Origin of the sequence: Streptomyces spinosus (assembly GCF_020400655.1) — a bacterium.
Taxonomy (GTDB): Bacteria; Actinomycetota; Actinomycetes; order Streptomycetales; family Streptomycetaceae; genus Streptomyces; species Streptomyces argyrophylli.
The window spans coordinates 252,492-268,274 of the sequence record NZ_JAINRC010000013.1; the positions used below are offsets into that span (position 1 = coordinate 252,492).

Here is a 15,783-nt window from a genome sequence, read left to right on the forward strand (position 1 = left end):
GGCATGAGTACGGCTACTCAGCCGCCGAGAGGATCTCCGCCAGCAGCTCGTCCACCGGGAAGTGCTCCCGGCCCGGCGGGACGACCTGGTGGGTCTCGTGCAGGAACGCGGCGACGGCGGGCGCCCAGGCGAACACCACCGCGCGGTGCCGGCCTCCGTCCGGCCGGGTGTCCCCGAGGAACTCCAGGCGCAGCTCGTGCCACGGGCCGGTGGCCTCCGGGCGCATCCGGACGTCACCGACGCCGACCGGCCCGGCCAGTCCGTCGGCGAGCATCTGCCGGTCCAGCCGCCAGCAGGCCAGCACCCGGCCGTCGTGGGCGAAGACGGCGCTGACGGCGAACGGGTCGTCGGCGTCGTAACCGAGGTGGGCCAGCACCGGACACCTGCCGGTGCCCTGCGCGAGGAGCTGCACCACAAGGGTCTTGTGCACGTACGAGTTCACGCGGGGGCCTCCGGGACGATGGGCGTAGAGCCCTCTAGTACCCCCGTTGCGCCCGGAATGCTCACCCGTGTGACTGAATCCGAAGCACGGCGCTCCGCACGGCCGGGCGGCAGCCGGGGCCGCCCGGTCCGAGAGCGCACGTCAGGCGTGTCGTGCGGCGGTTCGCCGTCAGGCGAAGGCCTCCCGCAGCGCGGGCAATAGGGTCTTCGCCGACCAGTCCAGGAACTCGGGCTGCGAGTCGCCGCCGATCTGGACCAGGGCGACCTCCCCGAACCCGGCCTCGGCGTAGGGCCGTACGGCCTCCACGAAGGCGTCGGGGTCGTCACCGCACGGGATGGAGGAGGCGACGTCGTCCTCGGTCACGAACTGGGTGGCGGCCTCGAAGGAGTCCGGGTGCGGCAGTTCGGCGTTCACCTTCCAGCCGAGCCCGAACCAGCGGAACTGGGAGTGGGCACGCTTGACCGCCGTTTCCCGGTCCGGGTCGTAGCACACGGGAAGCTGGCCGACCCGGGGCTTGCCGGTGCCGCCGTGCCGGTCGAACGCCTCCAGCAGACCCGCCTTCGGCTCGGTCGCGATCACCAGGTCGGCGAGGTGGCCGGCCAGCTTGCAGGACTGGTCGCCGGAGACGGCGATGCCGATCGGCGGCGCCTGCTCCGGCAGGTCCCACAGCCGTGCCGACTCCACGTCGTAGTGTTCCCCGTGGTGCGTGACATGGCCGCCCTCGAACAGCGCCCGGATGATCCGCACGGCCTCTTCGAGCATGTCGTGGCGCACGTCCACCGGCGGCCAGCCGCCGCCCACGACATGCTCGTTCAGGTTCTCCCCGGCGCCCAGGCCGAGCCGGAACCTGCCCTCCGACAGCAACTGCACGGTCGCCGCCTTCTGCGCCACGATCGCCGGGTGGTAGCGCAGAATGGGGCAGGTCACGTACGTCATCAGGGGGATCCGCGAAGTGGCCTGGGCGGCGGCGCCCAGCACGCTCCACGCGTACGAGGCGTGTCCCTGCGAACGCAGCCACGGGAAGTAGTGGTCCGAGATCACCGAGAAGTCGAAGCCCGCCTCCTCGGCCCTCACCACGTGGTCCACCAGGTCCCGGGGACCTGCCTGCTCGGTCATCATCGTGTATCCGATTTGCACCATGGAAGGCGAGTCCCCGGCTCGGCGCCCGGAAAACGGCCCACGCGCGCGGGTCACTCGTCCGGCGTGCGGAAGGTGGCGAGGATCGTCTTCAGCGCCAGCCGGCTGGCCGCGTCGTCCCAGGCCGCGGCCGGGGTGGTGAAGCGCAGCGAGAAGCCCCGCGCACCGCCCAGCAGGAAGCCCCGCCCGAAGGTGTGCACCCGGGCATCCCCGGAGCCCGCCAGCCACTCCAGGTCGGCGGCGCTGCGGCCCCGGTACGTGGTCGCCCGCACGGTGCCGACACGGTCGTAACCGGGGAGCTTCCTCAGCCCGGGCTCGACGTCGTCCCGCCAGACGGCCACCGGGTCGGGGCCGACGCGCTCGCTGTAGGTCACGGCGAGCGTGGGGGAGCCGCCGCCCCGGCCGAAGGTGACGCGGTAGGCCAGGCCGGACACCCGGGAGGTGGCCAGCCGCCGCCAGCCGCCGGGCAGCGCCACCGAGAAGCCCTCGGGCGCGGTGTACCGGCGGTAACCGGCGGGCAGGGCGGCAGTCGGCTTCGAGGAGGGAGCCGGGGTGGGTGCCGAGGTGGGTGTGGCGCCGCCGCCCGGCTGCCGGGCCGCGGGGCCGGACGGGGTGGCCCGGGGCGGCGCCCCCGCCGTGTCCGTGCCGGAGGACAGCGCACCGGACGCGGCCAGTGCCGCCACCGCGGCCACGGTGACCACGGCCAGCGCGGTACCGGCGATCAGGGCCCGGCCGCCCCGCAACGGTCCCGTGCGGCGCACGGCCCGGTACGCGCCGCGCAGCCGGGGCTCGGGGGCCGGCGGCCGTTCCGCGTCCGTGTCCTCGCGCAGCGCCCGGGCCAGCGCCTCGCGCACCACCGGCCGGGTCAGCCGCTCCCGCGCGTTCTTGCGCAGCAGGCCCTGCACGGCCTGGGTGAGCGGCCCGGCGCGCAGCGGGGTGCGCAGCGGCAGCCGGTCCACCGCCTTCAGCGTGGCCTCGGGCCGGCCGCGGTCCCGGAACGGCGGCCGGCCCTCGACCATCGTGTAGAGCAGCGCGCCCAGCGCCCACAGGTCGGCGGCCGGGCCGATGCGCTCGTCGCGGGCCTGCTCCGGGGAGGCGTACGACGGTGCCGTCAGCCGGGGCACGAGCGTCGCGCCCGCCAGCCCGAACCCGGTGACGACGGCTGGGCCGTCGTCACGCACGAAGACCTGGCCGGGGCTCAGCTCGCCGTGGGTGACGCCCTCGTCGTGCGCGGCCTCCAGCACGTCCAGCAGCTCCAGGCCGAGCCGGGCCGCCCGCACCGGATGGAACGAGCCCTCCCGCGCGAGGAGTTCCCCCAGGGGTGTGCCGTCGACCCACTCGGTGACCGTCCACAGGGTGCCCGCCTCCACCACGGCGTCGACGACCGCCGGCACCCGGCCGGGGCGCAGCAGCCGCACGGTCTCCGAGGTGCGGACGACCCGGGCCGTGACGCGGCGCGCGGCCTCCCGGTCGACGGGCTCCGGCAGGGCCGTCTGCGCCACGAGGCGGGGCTGCCGCGCCGCCACGTCCTCGGCGTACCACCACAGGCGGTTCGTCTCGCGGGAGAAGACCTCCAGGAGCCGGTACCGTCCGGCGACCCACTCGTGTGCGGAGACGTGCGCCTTGGCCATGGTCATCCCTCGCTGAACCCCTGCCTCGTCTTTCCCAGAGGTACGCGGGACGAGCGGGGGTGCGTTCAGGGGCGCGCCCAAAAGCTGTGACGGCGCGGTCCCGACGCGCGGTGCCGGCGGCGAAGCCGGGACGGCGGCGCCGTCACAGCAGTGCGAAGCGGCCCGCCCAGTCGGTGAGTTCCCGGGGAGTCGTGTTGCCCCCGCACACCACGAGCCCGATCCGCGCCCCGTCGCCGACCCGCTCCAGCACCTGCCGGGCCGCCGGCAGCAGACAGCCCGCGGCCGGTTCGGCCCACACCTTGGCGTGCTCGGCGAGGTCCAGACAGCCCCGCACCGCGTCCCGGTCCGGTACCACCAGCACCTCCTCGACCAGCGCGGACACATGGTCGTACGTCAGCCGTGACACCGAGGGCGCGCTCAACGTGGTGACCAGGGAGGAGAGCGGGACCGGCACCGGACCGCCGGCCTTCAGCGCGCCGGACATCGCCTCCGCGCCCTCGGTCTCCACGCCCCACACGCGCACCCCGGGCCGCTTGGCGCGCAGGGCCGCCGCCACCCCGGCGATCAGACCGCCGCCGCCGACGCTGACGACGACGTCCGTCAGCTCCCCGGCGTCCTCGGCCAGCTCGAGACCCACGGTGCCCTGTCCGGCGATCACGACCGGGTCGTCGAACGGGTGGACCAGGGTCAGGCCCTCGTCCCGGAGCCGTGTCACCAGTTCGAAGGCTCTGTCCATGCCGTCGGTCAGCCGCACCGCCGCCCCGGCCTCCTCGGCGAGTGCGAGGGAACGCGCGGGCGCGGTGCGCGGCATGACCACGGTCGCCTTCACGTCGAGGGCCGCCGCCATCACCGCGAGCGCGATCCCGTGGTTGCCGCCGCTCACGGCGACCACGCCCGCCGCCCGCTCGGCCTCGCTCAGCGACAGCAGCTTCGCCGTGGCCCCGCGGGCCTTGAACGAGCCGGTGCGCTGGAGCAGTTCGAGCTTGGCGGTGACGGGGACGCCGAGCAGCGCGCCGAGGCCGGGGCTCGGTACCGTCGGCGTGCGGACGACGTGCCCGGCGATCCGCCGGGCGGCGGTCTCGATGTCCGAGATCTCGATCACGGTGCTCCACCCTTCCGGCGCGGATCGGGACCGCGCCGGACGCACCTTCACCCGCCGACGGGCCCGAGGTCAACGTCCTTCCGGATCATGGCTACAGCGCGCGGCCCACCAGGGACTCCAGCAGCTCCGTCAGCTCCCGCGCGGCCCCGGCGGCCAGCGGCGCGGTGGTCAGCAGTTCCCGTGCCGCGGCCGTGTGGACGCGGGCCTCCGCCAGGGCCGCCGTCCGGCCCCCCGCCGCCTCGATCAGCGCGGCGGCCTCCTCGGGGTGCCCGTCCGGGCCGAGCAGCGCGGGCAGCCGCCGGGCCGCCGGGGAGCCGAGCGCGGCCAGGACCGGGAACGTCCTCTTCCGCTCCCGCAGATCGCCGCCCACGGGCTTGCCGGTGACGGCCGGATCGCCCCAGATGCCGAGCACGTCGTCCACCAGCTGGAAGGCGATCCCGAGGTGGCGGCCGGCCCGGTCGAGCGCGTCGGCCGTGTCCCCGGGCGCACCGCCGAGCGTGGCGCCCAGCGCCGCGGCACACCCCAGCAGCGCGCCGGTCTTGCCCTCCGCCATCGTCCGGTACTCCTCGGGCGTCACCCGCTCCGGGCCGGTCCAGGGCCGGGTGGCGAACAGCAGGTCGTCGGCCTGTCCGCGCACCAGATCGGCGAGGGCGCGGGAGAGGAGCCGCACCGTGCCGGGGCCCTCGGGCGCTGCGGCCAGGGTGTCGACCGCCAGCGCGAACAGGGCGTCCCCGGCCAGTACGGCCGGACCCGTGCCGTAGGCCTGCCAGACGGCGGGGCGGCGGCGCCGGGTCGCGTCGCCGTCCATGATGTCGTCGTGCAGCAGCGAGAAGGCGTGCACCAGCTCCACCGCGACCGCCGCCGGGATTCCGGCCCGGCCGCCGGCACCCGCCGCCTCGGCCCCGAGGACGGCCAGTGCCTGCCGTACGCCCTTGCCGCCCGGCGCGGTGGCGGGGGCCCCGCCGACCTCGCACCAGCCGAAGGAGTACGCGGCCATCTCGGCGACCCACGGGTGCAGCCGCCCCACCGCGTCCCGCAGTTCCGGCCGCACCAGCTCGTGGCAGCGGGCGAGGACCTGCCGGGCGGACTCCCGCACCGGCGTGACGGCCGCCGTCATCGCACGGCCTCCGCGTCGAGAGCGAACTCCCGCTGGGCCCGGGCCACCATCTCCCGCGCGTGCCGCAGCCCGCCGCGCTCCAGGGTGCTTGCCAGGTCGGCGAGTTCGGCGGCGGTCTCGGCGCGGTCGCGGCCGAGCCGGGCGAGGGACTTGGCGAGGCCCAGCCGGGACAGCGCCTCGCCGCGCGGTTCGCTCATCGCCCGGAACTCGCTCAGCGCCAGCTCGTACGCCGCGCGGGCCTCGGCGTACCGGCCCGCGCGGTACAGGACGTTGCCCTGCATCTTGTGGTTGTAGGCGAGCGCGCTGGAGAGGTTCATCTCCCGGCAGGTCCGCTCCGCCTCGGCCAGCAGCTCCAGCGCCCGCCCGGTGGCGCCGTCGCGCACCGAGAGGATGTCCGCGAGTCCGCGCAGCGCCCAGGCGTGCCCACGCCGGTCCTCGGCCCGGCTCGCTATCTCCGCCGCCTCCTCGAACAGGGCGTACGCCTTGTCGTGGTCGCCGGTGTTGCGGTGCATCTGGGCGATGCCCTCCAGGGCCCACACCGTGTGCCGGGCCTCGCCCCGCTCACGGGCCTCGGCCAGCAGTCGCTCGTGCAGCCGGCCGACGGCTTCGTAGTCGCCCTGGATGCGGCCCGTCTCGGCGAGGCCGGCCAGCGAGTAGCCGCGCACGACGACGTCCCCGCCGCGCTCGCCGAGTTCGGCCGCGAGCCCCAGCAGCCGCCAGGCCAGCGGGAAGGCCCCGCGCTGACGGGCGAGCGTGCCCCCGCTCCACAGCGCCCAGGCCATCGCCGCGGTGTCGCCGGCCTCCCGGGCGGCGCGGTAACTCGCCTTCCAGGCGCGGTCGGCCTCCCGCACCTGGCCGAGCCGCCGGTGTGCCTCGGCGACGGCGAGCCCGCAGCGCGCCGCCTCGCCGGGGCGTCCGGCGTGCTCGGCCTCGCGCAGCCGCTCGGTGCCTGCGGCCAGCACGTCGACCAGCGAGGAGTTCACGGAAAGGGTGGTCAGGGTGCCCTGGTACTCCGGGGCGAAAGCCTTGCCGTACATGCGTACCCTTCTATACACGGAGTGTATACATGGCGTGTATAGCGTCTCGGAAAAGTGCCCCGGCCCGAGGGGGCCGGGGCTCGGTCTGTCGACGATCAAGACGTCGGTACGGCGGCGCGGGTTGCCCGCCCGTCCGGGATCAGCTGTGAAGGTTCAGTGCTGGTCCTTCTGGGGCGTCACCTCGCTGGGCCGCACCACGACGAAGCCCTCACCCTGGAGCATCAGCTGCACGGCCTCGCCCGAACCGCCGCGCAGCATCGAGCCGATGGACTGCGAGCGGTGCAGCGAGGTCTCCAGGTGCGCGGTCCAGCCGACCACGGCGTCCGTGTCGACGTACACCGGCGCCTGCGCCGACACCGGGATGACCAGCGGATTGCCCTCGCAGACCAGACCGAGCCGGCCCTGCCCGCTGAAGACGCTGTTGAACAGGCCGCCGCCGGCGATGCCGGAGCCCTTCACCGTCTTGATCTCGTACGAGAGGGAGGCGTCGAAACACAGCACGTTACGGCCGTTGACGGTGAACCGGTCACCGGCCTCGACCTCCACGATGAAACAGTTCTGCGCCTCGTGCGCGAACCAGGCCTCGCCCTGTCCGCGCACCGCCATGAGGGGCAGTCCCTCACCGGTGACCGCACGCTTGAGCATGCCGCCGACGCCCTGCCCCTTGCGCTCGAACTTCAGGCTGCCGCGGTAGGCGACCATCGCGCCCTGCCGGGCGTACATCTCGCCGTTCACCGCGTACTTGAGGCACTTGGCGTTCTCGACGGACATTCCCGGCTCCACGGCCGGCTGCACCACGTGCTGACTGGAAAAGAGATCACCCTTCATGCGGGGCATGGTGTCCCGGAGGATGCCATTCCGCCAAGATCACGGAACGTACCGGTTCTTCCGGGGCGGGCGCCCGCCCGTCAGGCGGCCTGCCACGGCGCCGGCACCGCCGGGGGCTCCCAGCCCCGCCGGGACGTGTGCGGCTGGAGGCAGACGTACACGCGCGCCGCGTACGTGACCCGGTCACCCGTCCGGTAAGCGGTCCCCGGCGTCCAGGTGTTCTCCGGCGAGGAGGGGCCGGGACCCGGGCCGGGGTCCCGCGGGACGTCGAGGACGAAGCCGAACGCCGCCTCCCGGCCGGCTGCGGGCCGCGCTGGGCGCGCACTACGCGGGCGCCTGGGTGCGCGGCGCGGAGTCGGACACGCTGACCGTCGCCACCACGGACCCGGCCGGCGTGCCGGCGATCCGCGCCCAGGGCGCCGCCGCGCGCGTGGTGGACCACTCCCTGGCCGCGCCCGACGCGGCCAAGGCGCGCCTGGACCGGGCCGCCGCCCGGCGCGCCACCACCGAAACCCCGGTCTGGTACGTCGACGTCCCGGCCGACACACAGGTGGTGCGGGCGGTACGCACGGGCGCCGCACGCTCCCTGCCGGCGGCGGCCCACGTCGACGCCTCCCTCGTCCGGGTCGTGAAGTCCGCCGAGCACCCCCGTCCGCTCCACGACCTGCGCGGCGGCGATTCCTACTCCATCGACGGCAGCACCCGCTGCTCGTTCGGCTTCCCGGTGACCCGCGGCACCCGGCAGGGCTTCGCCACGGCCGGCCACTGCGGCCGGACCGGCAGCACGACCACCGCCTCCGACCGGGTCGCGCAGGGTTTCTTCCAGGCGTCCGTCTTCCCTGGCAACGACATGGCGTGGGTGGCCGCGGACGCCGGCTGGTCGGCGACGCCGTACGTCAACGGTCCCAGCGCGCGGTCCACCCAGGCCACGGTGGGCCTCCGTGTGCCGTTCCGGTTCGACGACGGGCCGGCACTGCGGGACGGTCCGGCAGCTGAACAGCAGCGTCACCTACCAGGAGGGCACGGTCACCGGGGTCACCCGCACCTCGGTGTGCACCGAACCGGGCGACTCGGGCGGCTCGTTCGTCTCCGGCGGCCAGGCGCAGGGCGTCACCTCGGGCGGCACGGGCGACCGCACGAGCGGCGGCACGACGTACTTCCAGCCGGTCAACCCGATCCTCCAGTCGTACGGCCTGACGCTGAAGACGACCGCGACCGGTCCCGGCGACCCCGGGGGATCCCGGTGACCCGGGCGACCCGGGCGACACCTGGCCGGCCGGCACCGTCTACCAGGCGGGCGCGACGGTCACCTACGGCGGCGCCGCGTACCGCTGCCCGCAGACCCACCAGGCCCAGCGGGGCTGGGAACCGCCGAACACCCCCGCGCTGTGGCAGAGGCAGTGAGCGGCTGACCCCGGGCACCGCCGTCCGCCTGCCCACCCCGGACACACCGGATGTCCCGGCACTCGGACGTCCGCCCGGAGCGTCCCGGCGCACGGCACCGGCGCACGGCACCGGACCCCGCCCCCTGATCCGGCCCGGTCCAGACGAGAGACCCTAGCCCGCCGCCGTTGCCGGCTTGCCGCAGAACGCCGATTCCAGGGCACCCGCCAACGTGTCCAGCACCCTCCCGTTGTTGGACGTGTTGGCCACGGCGGTCAGACTCCGTCCCCCGTCCTTCGTGCTGAACGCGTAGGTGTAGTACCCCTGCACCGCCCCCGTGTGCCCGTACACCGACACCCCGCAGGACAGATCCCGTCGCCGCAGCCCGAGTCCGTACCCGGTCGTGCCGGTCACCTCGGTGAACCGCTCCATCTCGGCCAGCCGCGCGGCGGACATCAGCTTCCCCCTGAGCAGCGCGCCGTAGAAGACGTCGAGGTCCCGCGCGCTGGAGATGACCGCCCCGGCGCTCTGCGCCCAGGACACGGTCTGCTCGGTCGCGTCGACCAGCGGGGCGCCTGCCGTGTCCGGCGTCAGGTACCCGCGGGCGTACCGGCCCGGGATCGCGGTGTCCGGATGGACGTAGAACGTGTCCTTGAGCTTCAGCGGCCCGACGACGCGGTCCTCGTACGCCTGCCGCACGGACTGCCCGGTGAGCTTCTCGATGAGCAGCCCGGCGACGACGAAGTTGGTGTTGGAGTAGGAGTACGCCGCGCCCGGGGCGTTGGTGCGCGGCTTCTTCAGGGACAGGGCGACCAGCTGCCGGTAGGTGAAGACCTTCTTCCGGACCGCCTCGAAGCCGGAGACACTGCTCGCGAACATGTCGTCGGTGTAGTCGTACAGCCCGCTGCGGTGGCCCAGCACGTGACGGACCGTGATCCGGTCGTCCGGCAGCAGGCCCGGCAGGTAGCGGTTGACCGGCGCGTCGAGCGCGAGCCGGTGCTCGTCCACGAGCTGGAGCAGCACGACGGCCGAGAAGGTCTTGGTGACGCTGCCGACGCGGAAACGGTCGTCGGTGCTGATGGCCCGCCGGGTGGCGCGGTCGGCGACGCCCTGGGTGACCCGGTACGTCCTTCCCCCGTCGTCGATCCGGGCCAGCGCCCCCGGCGCGCCCCGCGCCACCGCCGACCGCAGCACCTCGGCCAGGCCCGCGGTGTCCGGTCCCGGCAGCGCCGCCGGCACCGGGGTGGCCGGGCCCCCGGCCGCCGCCCGCGCCGGGACCGCGAGCAGGGACAGCGCGACCGCTGCGAGGACCGCTCCCCGCCCCACTGTTGCCGAGACCATCCCCTACCCACTCCCGTCGGCCGGTTCCTGATGCGATGTCGGTCACATTCCGCCCTGGGAACCTAGGGGATCGGGCCCACGTCTCCACAGCCGACACACAGTTGGTCATCCCGTGATCACTCTGCGGCTGCCGTTCGTAAAGGATTGCCATAGAAGTTCGCGAAATGGATCATTCCGGCTTTACGTGCCCATGACTGATCCGCAAGGGTGATCCCTCGGGGCCTGACCGGCCCCCGTGGCGCCCAACCGCGTCACGCCCCAAGGCGGTTGGGCAGTCCGGCCGCCTTCGAACGGAGGAACCCTGATCAGATTGCGTAGACCGCACATACGCACCGTGGCCGTCGCCATCGCGGTGGCGACGGCTGCCACGGGCCTGGCCGGTACGGCCTTCGCGGCTCCTTCCACGGGGGTGGAGCGGTCCGCCGCCTCCGCCGCCCCGAACGCCACGGCGGTGGTGGAGGCGGCGCGCACAGCGGCCTTCGCGCACGCCTCGGCGACCGGTGTCTCCCAGGGCGACGAACTGCACGCGCAGGACGTCATGATCGACCCCGAGGGTGCCCGGCACGTCCGTTTCGTCCGCACCCACAACGACCTGCCGGTGCTCGGTGGCGACCTCGTCGTCCACCTCGACCGCCGGCTCGGCTACACGGGCGTGACCCGTGCGGCCGACCACGCCGTCAAGCCGGCCGCCGCCAAGGCCAAGCTGACCGCGGGTCAGGCCGCCGCCAAGGCCGCCCAGGCCGCGAAGGGCGACGCCGGCAGCGCGCGGCTCGTCGTCGACGCCCGCGGCGGTGCCTCCGCGCTCGCCTACCAGGTCACCGTCACCGGCAAGGACAGCGCCCGCACGGTCGTCGTCGACGCGGTCACCGGCAAGGTGCGCAGCAACACGCCGACCAGGGACGAGTTCCTGTCGCCGAAGCTGCTCGACGCCCTGCGCGAGCGCGGCGAGACCCTCGACCCGGCCACCGGCACCGGCTCCGACGCCGCCGTCTCCGGCCTGGTCGGCTCCCACGGCGCCGGCGCCGCGGCCTACCCGTCGGCCGCCAAGGGCACCGGCAAGACCCTCTTCGTGGGCACCGTCGGTCTGACCACCACGCAGACCTCGCGCGGCCACTACCAGCTCAAGGACCCGAACCGGTACGGCACCGAGACGCGCGACGCCAAGGGCTCGTACACGGAGAAGTTCAGCGCCGGCACGAAGTTCACCAACACGACCAACGTGTGGGGCAACGGCAAGACCACCAGCCGGGTCAGCGCCGCGGCGGACGCCCAGTACGGCATCACCAAGACGCTGGACTTCTACAAGTCCACGTTCAAGCGCAAGGGCATCGCCAACAACAGCAAGGCCGCGCAGGGCATGGTCCACTGGGGCAAGCAGGTGGCCAACGCCTTCTGGGACCCGGCCTGCACCTGCATGCTGTACGGCGACGGCGACGGCGACCTGTTCAAGAAGCCGCTCGTCGTGCTCGACGTCACGGGTCACGAGCTGACCCACGGCGTGGTCGAGGCGACCGCCAACCTCCAGCCGACCTTCGTCGACTCCGACGGCAACCAGTACGGCGAGCCCGGCTCGCTGAACGAGTCGCTCGCGGACATCTTCGGCTCGAACGTCGAGTTCTACGCCAAGAACACGAAGGACACGCCGGACTACCTGATCGGTGAGAAGCTGGGCCTCGCGCAGAAGTTCCTGCGCCGCCTGGACCACCCGTCCCTCGACAAGCTCGAAGGCACGATCGACTACTGGTCGGCGGACACCTACTACACCGAGGTGCACGCCGGTTCGGGTGTCTCCTCGCACGCCTACTACCTCCTTGCCGAGGGAAGCGGCAAGAAGACGATCAACGGCGTCAACTACAACTCGCCGACGTACCACAACATCGCGGTCAAGGGCATCGGCCGCACCAAGGCGACGGCCATCTACTACCGTGCGCTCACCCGCTACATGGTCTCCACGACCGACTTCCACCAGGCGCGCACCGCGACGCTGAAGGCGGCCAAGGACCTGTACGGCGCGAACAGCACCGAGTACAAGACCGTGGACAAGTCGTGGGCCGCGGTCAACGTCACCGCCGCCAACACCCCGAGCGCCCGTCACTGACGGACACCGGACCACACCGGCACCACCGGATGCCCCGCCCCGTGCGGGGCATCCGCGTGTCCGGGGACCCGTCGCGCGTTCTCAGCGCAGCGTCCGCGCCCAGTCCGCCGGCACCCGGCCCGCCGGGCCCGGCACCGGCTGGTCGGCGGGATGACAGTCCGGGGGAGCGAGTTCGGGCCCGGAGCCGTACAGCCGGCCGGTGCCGAAGTCCCAGAACCAGTCCTCGCCCGGCTCGAAGCTCTGGATGATCGGGTGTCCCGTCTCGCGGTAGTGGGCGGTGGCGTGCTTCGAGGGGGAGTCGTCGCAACAGCCGACGTGCCCGCACTGCGCGCACCGGCGCAGGTGGAACCACCAGCCGCCCGCCTCCTCGCACTCCACGCAGCCGGCGCCGCTGGGCGGGGCGCTGGGGTCGATTCCGTCGATGTCGTTCATACCGGCTCCTCGTCGGGTGTCTCGGCGGTCAGGGGAAGCAGCACCTGGAAGCGGGTGTCACCGGGCACCGACTCCACCCGCAGGGCTCCGTGGTGCTTGTTGACGACGATCCGCCAGGAGATGTCCAGGCCGAGCCCGGTGCCCTCGCCGACCGGTTTCGTGGTGAAGAACGGGTCGAAGATCCGGTCCTTGATCTCCGGTGGCACACCGGGACCGGTGTCCCGGAACTCGACCAGCAACTGCTCGTTGTGGAGCGCCGTCCGCACGGTCAGCGTGCCCTGGCCGCCCGCGCTGTTCATGGCCGAGACGGCGTTGTCCACCAGGTTGGTCCACACCTGGTTCAGTTCGGCCGGGTAGGCGGGCACCGGCGGGAGCGTGCGGTCGTACTCCTTGACGACCTCGATGCCCGGCCCGATCTTCCCGGAGAGCATCAGCAGCGTGCTGTCGAGGAGTTCGTGCACGTCGACCACGCGGTACGGCGCCCGGTCCAGCTGCGAGTACTGCTTGGCCGCGTCGACGAGGTGCGAGATGCGGGTGGTGGAGTCCTCGATCTCGTTCATCAGCAGCTCGGTCTCGATGGTGTAGTTGAGCCAGCCGACCGCGTTCGGCAGGATCTCCTCGTCCACCACCGCCGCGACCTGCTCCAGCCAGTCCACGTCGATCCCGGCCTGCACGAAGGTGGGCGCCAGCTGCCAGCCCTGCTCGACGCCGTGGTCCTCCAGCCAGTCGGTGAGCGTGTCCTCCCGGTCGCTGGCCTCCAGCGGGCTGAGCGCCGGGGCCTTGGCCACCCGCTCCGCGGTGCGCTCCTGGATCTCGACCAGGCGCGCCAGCACATCGCGCGAGAACGGGCCCTCGGCGATCAGGCCGAGCTTGCGCCGCATCTTCGCGACCCGCTCCCGCAGGGTCGCCGTCGCCCGGACCGCCGCCGCGGCCGGGTTGTTCAGCTCGTGCGTGAGCCCCGCCGACAGCGAGCCCAGCGCCAGCAGCCGCTCCCGCTGCCCGATCAGCGCCTGGGTGTTCTTCGTCCCGAAGAACAGGCCCTCCAGCAGGTGCACGGCCATCGGGAACCACTCGTGCATGACCTCGCAGAACAGCTCCGCCGGCAGCACGAAGAACCGCGTCGGTTCGGTGACCCGCATGGAGTTGTTGTAGACCTGCTGGACCCGGTCGCCGAGGTACGCCTGCATCGCGCCCGCGTACACCCCGCGTTGCGAGGTCCGGATGACCTCCACGTCGTCACCGCCGACCCGGCGGGACAGCACGACCGTGCCCTCGATCATCACGTAGAAGCAGGTGGCCGGCTCGCCCTCGGCGTAGACCGGGCCGGGCTGGAACAACATCACCCGTCCCTGGGCGCACAGCCGGCCCAGCTGCTCGTCGCTGAGCTTCTCGAAGAGGAACAGCGAGCCGACCTCCCGCGGGCTGCACGCCACGACCTGCCCGCTCACGACTGCTCCAGGTACCGGTGGACGAGCATCACGGCCATGGCTCCCTCTCCGACGGCGGACGCGACACGCTTGGCGGACTCGGAGCGGGCGTCACCCGCCACGAACACACCGGGGATGCTGGTCTCCAGGTGGTACGGCGGCCGGTCCAGCTCCCAGCCGGCCGGCGGCCGCCCGTCGGCGGTCAGATCGGGCCCGGCCAGGATGAACCCGCGCTGGTCGCGCAGCACCGTCTCGCCCAGCCAGTCGGTCAGCGGGGCGGCGCCGATGAACACGAACATCCACTGCGCGTCGACCCGTTCCGTCTCCCCGGTCACCGTGTTCCGCAGGGTCAGCTGCTCCAGGTGCTCGGCGCCGTGCGCCTCCTCGACGACCGTGCGGCAGCGCACCGAGATGTTGGCGGCCTCGCCGATCTGCTGGATCAGGTAGTGCGACATGGACGCCGACAGGTCCGGGCCGCGCACCAGCAGCGTCACCGACTTCGCGCCCCGGGACAGGTACATGGCCGCCTGGCCCGCCGAGTTGGCGCCGCCGACGATGTACACGTCCTGGCCCTGGCAGGAGGCGGCCTCGGTCAGCGCCGAGCCGTAGAACACCCCGCAGCCGGTCAGGTCGGTGCAGCCCGCCGCCTCCAGCTGGCGGTACTGCACCCCGGTCGCGAGGATCACGCTGTGCGCGGCGATCGCCGAGCCGTCCGCGAAGCGGACGACGCGTGCGGCGCCGTTGACCTCCAGGCCCGTCACCTCGCGTGCGGTCAGCATCTCGGCGCCGAACTTGGCGGCCTGCCGCCGTGCCCGGTCGGTGAGCTGGGCGCCGGAGACCCCGTCGGGGAAGCCGAGGTAGTTCTCGATCCGGGAACTCTGCCCGGCCTGCCCGCCGGTCGCCGAGCGTTCCACCAGCACGGTCCGCAGGCCCTCGGAGGCCCCGTACACGGCCGCGCCGAGCCCGGCCGGACCGCCGCCGATCACGACGAGGTCGTAGAAGTCGGCCGTCGGTGTCGTCGCCAGGCCCACGTGCGCGGCGAGCTCGGGCGCCTCGGGTTCCACCAGGACCGTGCAGTCCGGGGTGATCACCAGCGGCAGCCGCTCCCCGTCCTGCCCGGCCGCCGCCAGCAGCCGCTGCCCCTCCGGCTCCTCCACCGAGTACCAGCGGTACGGCACCTGGTTGCGGGCCAGGAACTCCCGCACGTCCGAGGAGCGCGCCGACCAGCGGTGCCCGACGACCTTGGTGCTGGGCACCGGCTTGTAGGCGCTGTTGCGCCACGCGTCCAGCAGATCGTCCAGGACCGGGTAGAGCTTCTCCTCCGGCGGGTCCCAGGGCTTGAGCAGATAGTGGTCCAGGTCGACCACGTTGATCGCGTCGATCGCCGCGTTGGTGTCGGCGTACGCGGTCAGCAGCACCCGGCGCGCCCCCGGGTACACGTCGAGCGCCTGCTCCAGGAACTCGATGCCGTTCATCTGCGGCATGCGGTAGTCGGCCAGGATCACCGCGACGAGGTCCCCGCGCAGCTTCAGCTCGCGCAGCGCGTCCAGCGCGGACTCGCCGGACTCCGCGCGCACGATCCGGTACGACCCGCCGTAGCGCCGTCTGAGGTCGCGGGCGACGGCACGGGAGACCCCCGGGTCGTCGTCCACGGTCAGGATGACGGTCCGCGCGGTGTCGGCGGCCTGTCCCATACGTCTCCCACCCGAGTGTCGGATCCCCCCCCGGTCGGTGTCGTGCGGACACCGCACCGGTTCCACGCCATCGTATGTTCGGTCCGCCCGGACGCGCTTGTCCGACGGAGACCT

General features: G+C 73.3%; 13 protein-coding genes and 1 pseudogene. 2 read left to right on the forward strand and 12 right to left on the reverse strand.

Annotated elements, in window-relative coordinates:
* Positions 1-13: 13 nt before the first annotated feature.
* From LG395_RS25580 to LG395_RS41705, 8 genes are all read right to left on the reverse strand, one after another.
* On the reverse strand, positions 14-442 hold the full coding sequence (locus LG395_RS25580; RefSeq protein WP_171158985.1) for an SsgA family sporulation/cell division regulator: 429 nt from the start codon (positions 440-442) through the stop codon (positions 14-16).
* Positions 443-610: 168 nt separating this feature from the next.
* Positions 611-1,582: an LLM class F420-dependent oxidoreductase gene (locus tag LG395_RS25585; protein ID WP_225811376.1), complete on the reverse strand. Its 972-nt coding sequence runs from the start codon at positions 1,580-1,582 to the stop codon at positions 611-613.
* 50 nt (positions 1,583-1,632) lie between these two features.
* Positions 1,633-3,216, reverse strand: a complete 1,584-nt coding sequence (locus LG395_RS25590; protein ID WP_225811377.1) for a protein kinase domain-containing protein — start codon at positions 3,214-3,216, stop codon at positions 1,633-1,635.
* Between the two features lie 136 nt (positions 3,217-3,352).
* Positions 3,353-4,312, reverse strand: a complete 960-nt coding sequence (locus LG395_RS25595) for a threonine/serine dehydratase family protein (protein ID WP_225811378.1) — start codon at positions 4,310-4,312, stop codon at positions 3,353-3,355.
* Between the two features lie 91 nt (positions 4,313-4,403).
* Positions 4,404-5,429 carry a polyprenyl synthetase family protein gene (locus tag LG395_RS25600; RefSeq protein ID WP_225811379.1) on the reverse strand — a complete coding sequence of 342 codons (1,026 nt, stop codon included), beginning with the start codon at positions 5,427-5,429 and terminating at the stop codon, positions 4,404-4,406.
* A complete protein-coding gene (locus LG395_RS25605; protein ID WP_225811380.1) occupies positions 5,426-6,466 on the reverse strand; it encodes a tetratricopeptide repeat protein in 1,041 nt (346 codons plus the stop codon). The genes LG395_RS25600 and LG395_RS25605 overlap by 4 nt, the downstream gene beginning before the upstream one ends.
* A gap of 153 nt (positions 6,467-6,619) precedes the next feature.
* Positions 6,620-7,294, reverse strand: a complete 675-nt coding sequence (locus tag LG395_RS25610) for an AIM24 family protein (protein WP_171158991.1) — start codon at positions 7,292-7,294, stop codon at positions 6,620-6,622.
* Positions 7,295-7,374: 80 nt separating this feature from the next.
* The gene (locus LG395_RS41705) at positions 7,375-7,455 is read right to left on the reverse strand and encodes a carbohydrate-binding protein (protein ID WP_372463468.1); all 81 of its coding nucleotides are present in this window, start codon (positions 7,453-7,455) and stop codon (positions 7,375-7,377) included.
* Between the two features lie 134 nt (positions 7,456-7,589).
* On the opposite strand from LG395_RS41705, the pseudogene LG395_RS25620 reads away from it, so the two are divergent.
* Positions 7,590-8,698, forward strand: a pseudogene (locus LG395_RS25620) (carbohydrate-binding protein); the annotation flags it as partial.
* Between the two features lie 153 nt (positions 8,699-8,851).
* On the opposite strand, the gene LG395_RS25625 reads toward LG395_RS25620, so the two are convergent.
* Positions 8,852-10,018: a serine hydrolase domain-containing protein gene (locus LG395_RS25625; RefSeq protein WP_225811381.1), complete on the reverse strand. Its 1,167-nt coding sequence runs from the start codon at positions 10,016-10,018 to the stop codon at positions 8,852-8,854.
* Positions 10,019-10,328: 310 nt separating this feature from the next.
* Here LG395_RS25625 and LG395_RS25630 point away from each other — a divergent pair, with 310 nt between their 5' ends.
* Positions 10,329-12,116, forward strand: a complete 1,788-nt coding sequence (locus tag LG395_RS25630) for a M4 family metallopeptidase (RefSeq protein WP_171158993.1) — start codon at positions 10,329-10,331, stop codon at positions 12,114-12,116.
* An 81-nt stretch (positions 12,117-12,197) separates the two neighbouring features.
* Here the strand turns inward: LG395_RS25630 and LG395_RS25635 are convergent, their stop codons facing one another.
* The 3 genes from LG395_RS25635 to LG395_RS25645 are packed head-to-tail and all read right to left on the reverse strand — an operon-like array spanning position 12,198 to position 15,669.
* The gene (locus LG395_RS25635; protein ID WP_171158994.1) at positions 12,198-12,548 is read right to left on the reverse strand and encodes a UBP-type zinc finger domain-containing protein; all 351 of its coding nucleotides are present in this window, start codon (positions 12,546-12,548) and stop codon (positions 12,198-12,200) included.
* The gene (locus LG395_RS25640) at positions 12,545-13,996 is read right to left on the reverse strand and encodes an ATP-binding protein (RefSeq protein WP_171158995.1); all 1,452 of its coding nucleotides are present in this window, start codon (positions 13,994-13,996) and stop codon (positions 12,545-12,547) included. Before LG395_RS25640 ends, LG395_RS25635 begins: the two co-directional genes overlap by 4 nt.
* Positions 13,993-15,669, reverse strand: coding sequence for an NAD(P)/FAD-dependent oxidoreductase (locus tag LG395_RS25645; RefSeq protein WP_171158996.1), 1,677 nt, complete (start codon positions 15,667-15,669; stop codon positions 13,993-13,995). Before LG395_RS25645 ends, LG395_RS25640 begins: the two co-directional genes overlap by 4 nt.
* Between the last annotated feature and the right edge of the window lie 114 nt (positions 15,670-15,783).

What these genes read in the sequence shown, in the direction of transcription:
- LG395_RS25585 (WP_225811376.1), bottom strand. Translation starts at nt 1,582, where the DNA reads ATGGTGCAAATCGGATACACGATGATGACCGAGCAGGCAGGTCCCCGG.
- LG395_RS25590 (WP_225811377.1), bottom strand. Translation starts at nt 3,216, where the DNA reads ATGACCATGGCCAAGGCGCACGTCTCCGCACACGAGTGGGTCGCCGGA.
- LG395_RS25600 (WP_225811379.1), bottom strand. Translation starts at nt 5,429, where the DNA reads ATGACGGCGGCCGTCACGCCGGTGCGGGAGTCCGCCCGGCAGGTCCTC.
- LG395_RS25605 (WP_225811380.1), bottom strand. Translation starts at nt 6,466, where the DNA reads ATGTACGGCAAGGCTTTCGCCCCGGAGTACCAGGGCACCCTGACCACC.
- LG395_RS25610 (WP_171158991.1), bottom strand. Translation starts at nt 7,294, where the DNA reads ATGAAGGGTGATCTCTTTTCCAGTCAGCACGTGGTGCAGCCGGCCGTG.
- LG395_RS25625 (WP_225811381.1), bottom strand. Translation starts at nt 10,018, where the DNA reads ATGGTCTCGGCAACAGTGGGGCGGGGAGCGGTCCTCGCAGCGGTCGCG.
- LG395_RS25635 (WP_171158994.1), bottom strand. Translation starts at nt 12,548, where the DNA reads ATGAACGACATCGACGGAATCGACCCCAGCGCCCCGCCCAGCGGCGCC.
- LG395_RS25645 (WP_171158996.1), bottom strand. Translation starts at nt 15,669, where the DNA reads ATGGGACAGGCCGCCGACACCGCGCGGACCGTCATCCTGACCGTGGAC.